Origin of the sequence: Actinomadura harenae, from assembly GCF_003696215.1 — a bacterium.
In the GTDB taxonomy this organism is placed as follows: Bacteria; Actinomycetota; Actinomycetes; order Streptosporangiales; family Streptosporangiaceae; genus Spirillospora; species Spirillospora harenae.
On record NZ_RFFG01000226.1, the window covers coordinates 1 to 3761 of the forward strand.

The window sequence follows — 3761 nt, forward strand, 5'->3', positions numbered from 1 at the left end:
GGCGTCCTGCCTGGGCGTGTGGCGGCACGCGCCCGACCGGGCCCCCAGCACTCCCGGCGACGACGCGTGGGCCGTGGTGGCGCTGCACCGGCTCGCCGTCCGGCTGGGGCTGCGCCGCGAGCCGCCGCCCGGCGACCACGCCGCCCGCCTGCACCGGACCCTGCTCCAGCGGCTGGAGGAGCACCGGTCCTTCGACCTGTCCGCCGAACCTCTCGCGATCTGAAGGTGGCCACCATGACCTCTGTTCCGAACCTGTCGTCCGACCCGGTCCTCGCCTGGCTCACCGAGCGGGCCGCGCTCTACCTCGAACGCCCGCCCGCCGAGCTCGACCCCGCGACCCCGCTCCAGGAGTACGGGCTCGACTCGGTGTACGCGGTCGCGTTCTGTGGCGACATCGAGGAGCGGTACGGCATCGAGATCGAGCCCACCACGGCCTGGGACCACCCGTCCCTCGCCGCGCTCACCGGCTACCTCCGCCCGCTCCTCCCCGGGACGGCGCGGTCCGCCGGGCGGGAGGGGTGAGCGTCCGGCGCGGCGGCCTGACCGTCGGGCAGCAGGCGCTCTGGCTGCTGTACCGGCAGGACCCGGCGGGCGCGGCCTACAACGTGATGTGCGCGTTGCACGGCACGTTCGACGCCGTCCGGCTCGCCGAGGCGGTGCGCGTCGCGGGCGGACGGCACGACCTGGTCCGGTCGGCCTTCGCCGAGGACGCGTCGGGCCCGCACCGGCTCGTCCACGACACGGCCCTGGTCCGGCTGGAGGTCCGCGACCTGCCGGGGGCGTCCCGCGCGCGGCTCGCCGGGGCGGCGCGGACGGCGGGACTCGAACCGTTCCGGCTGGAGCGGGACGGCGCGTTCCGGGCCGTCCTGTTCCGGGGCGCGGACGAGCACCTCCTCCTGGTCGCGGGGCATCACGTCGCCACCGACGCGATGTCCCAGTGCGGACTGGTGCGGCACATCCTGGACGCGTACGCCGACCTGACCGAGGGACGCGTCCCGCAGAGTGAGCCGCTGCCGTCCTTCGAACGGCAGGTCGAACGCGAGCGGGCCCTCCAGGACACCCCGCGCTTCACCGACCACGAACGGCACTGGCGGCGAGTCTGCGCAGGCGCGCCAACCCTGGAACTGCCCGTGGACCGGCCGCGTCCGCGCCGGGCGCGGACCGGCGGCCGGACGCACGAGCTGCGCCTCGACCCCGCGCTCGTCACCGGCGTCCGGGACGCGGCGGCGCGCGCGAGCACCACACCGTTCGCGGTGATGCTGACCGCGTTCCGGCTGCTGCTGCACCGCTACACCGGCGAGCGCGACATCGTCCTCGGCTGCCCGGTCGGCGTCCGCCGCGCGGCCGGGCTGCGCGAGACGGTCGGCTACTACGTCAACCCCGTCGTGCTGCGCGCCGAGATCGCGGCGGACACGTCCGCCGCCGACCTGCTGGCCGCCGCGCACACGGAGGTGCGGGACGCGACCGCGCACCAGGACCTGCCCTTCCCGCTGCTGCCCGGCGTCCTCGGCGTCCGCCGGGACCCGGCCCGCGCGCCGCTGTTCCAGATCACCTTCACGCTCGTCGCCACCGGACGCCTGGACCCGGTCGCCGACCTGCTCGCGGGCGGCGTCCGGGAGATCGAGTACCGGGGGATGCGCCTCGCCGCGTGCGACCTGGACCAGCAGGAGGGCCAGTTCGACCTCGCGGTCGAGGTGCTCGCCGGGAGCGGCGGCACCCGGGTGCTCTTCCGCTACCGCGACGACCTGTACGAACCGGAGACGATGCGCAGGCTCGGGCGGCACTACGTCCGTCTCCTGTCGGCGCTGGCCGGGACGCCGCCGGACGAACCCGTCCGGCCGCCCGCGCCGGACGCCGAGGAGCGGGCCGAGCTGATGGCGCTCGGCCGGGTGAGGAGCCGAACGTGACCGACTCGCTGACCGTGCCCGACCTGCCGACGGAGCCCCTCACAGAGTCCGCGCCGGACGCCGGGGCGACGCTGCCGGACCTGGTCGCCGCGCGCGCCGCCGCCGCCCCGGACGCCCTTGCCGTCGCCGCCGTGGACGACCCGTCCGACCGCCTCTCCTACGGCGAGCTCCTCGCGCGCGCCGCCGCGCTCGCGGGACGACTGCGCGCCTTGGGCGTGGACTCCGAGACGCCGGTCGGCGTCTGCGTCGCGCGCGGCCCGGCGGCGGTCACCGCGCTGCTGGCCGTCTGGCGCGCCGGTGCCGCCTACCTGCCGCTCGACCCCGCGCACCCCCGCGAGCGGCTGCGCGGCATCATGGCGGACGCCGACGTCCGCCATGTCGTCGCCGACGCGTCCAACGCCGGCCTCGCCACCGAACTGACCGGCGCGCGCGGGCTGGTCGTCCGGGCCGACAAGGAGTACGACGCACCGGGTGGCGGGGTGGGTGCGGCCGATCCGCAGGGGGCCGCCTACATCCTGCACACGTCCGGGTCGACCGGCCGTCCGAAGGGCGTGGTGGTCACGCACGAGGGCATCGCGAACCGCGTCCTGTGGACGGTCCGGACGCACGGCATCGGCCCCGGCGACCGCGTGCTCTGGAAGACCGCGCTGAGCTTCGACGCCGCAGGGTGGGAGATCTTCGCCCCGCTCGTCGGCGGCGCGACGGTGCTCACCGCGCCGCCCGGGGCCGAACGGGACACCGCCGCGCTCGTCCGCGCCGTCCGCGACGGGCGGGCCACGGTGCTCCAGGGCGTCCCGACGCTGCTGCGGCACCTCGCGGACGAACCGGGCTGGAACGGCTGCGGGTCGCTGCGCCTGGTGTTCTCGGCGGGGGAGCCACTGCGGGCCGACCTGGCCAGGGCGCTGCTCGCGCCGCTCGGGCCGTCCGCCGCCGTGTGGAACACCTACGGCCCCACCGAGTGCTCGATCGACGTCACCGCGCACCGGTTCGAGCCGGGGCATCCGGCCGACCGCGTCCCCGTCGGCGTCCCGATCGACGGGATGCACGTGGTCGTCCTGGACGAGCGCGGCGAACCGGCACCGCTCGGCGCGCCCGGCGAGCTGTTCGCGGGCGGCCCGGGCGTCGCGCGCGGCTACCTCGGCCGCCCCGACCTGACCGCCGACCGGTTCGTGCCCGACCCGTACGGCCCGCCCGGCGCCCGCCTCTACCGGACGGGCGACCGGGTGCGCTGGCGCCCCGACGGCCTGCTGGAGTTCCTCGGCCGCCTGGACGACCAGGTCAAGGTGCGCGGCGTGCGGATCGAGCCCGCCGAGGTGGAGACCGCGCTGCTGGCCTGCCCGCAGATCCGCGAGGCCGCCGTCACCGTCCGGCCCGGTCCGGCCGGGGACGACCGCGCGCTGACCGCGCACCTCGCCGGGGAGCGGATCCCCGTGGCCGCGCTGCGCGACGTCCTGCGCGCCCGGCTGCCCGAGCATCTCGTCCCGACCCGGTACGCGTGGCACGACGCGCTGCCGCGCACGTCCGGCGGCAAGCTCGACCGGCGGGCCCTCGCCGCCGCGCCGCTGCCCGCCGACGACGCCACGGAACCTTCGACGCGGGTCGCGAGTGCCGCGCGCACCGGGCCGGAACGGCTGCTGGCCGGGCTCTGGGCCGAGCTTCTCGGGCTGCCCGGCGCGGGCCCCGAGGACGACTTCTACGAGCTCGGCGGCGACTCGCTGCTGGCCGGACGCCTCGCCACCATGATCACCGCGGCGACCGGACGGGACGTCCCGCTGACCGGCCTGCTCGCCGCCCCGACCCTCGCCGCGCAGGCCCGGCTGGTCGCGGGCGCGTCCGCCGGGACGGACGGCCCCC

Annotated in this window: 4 protein-coding genes; all 4 read left to right on the top strand. The window is 77.2% G+C overall.

Translation table 11 applies throughout. The annotated features are described in order from the left end of the window. On the top strand, positions 1-223 hold a 223-nt coding region (locus tag EBO15_RS44950; RefSeq protein ID WP_199745182.1), incomplete at its 5' end, for a hypothetical protein. An 11-nt stretch (positions 224-234) separates the two neighbouring features. Continuing rightward, positions 235-522: an acyl carrier protein gene (locus tag EBO15_RS44955; protein ID WP_122200150.1), complete on the top strand. Its 288-nt coding sequence runs from the start codon at positions 235-237 to the stop codon at positions 520-522. Then, the gene (locus EBO15_RS42845; protein WP_158628509.1) at positions 519-1907 is read left to right on the top strand and encodes a condensation domain-containing protein; all 1389 of its coding nucleotides are present in this window, start codon (positions 519-521) and stop codon (positions 1905-1907) included. Before EBO15_RS44955 ends, EBO15_RS42845 begins: the two co-directional genes overlap by 4 nt. Further along, the coding region (locus EBO15_RS42850) for a non-ribosomal peptide synthetase (RefSeq protein WP_122200152.1) at positions 1904-3761 on the top strand (1858 nt) is incomplete at its 3' end. The genes EBO15_RS42845 and EBO15_RS42850, both read left to right, overlap by 4 nt.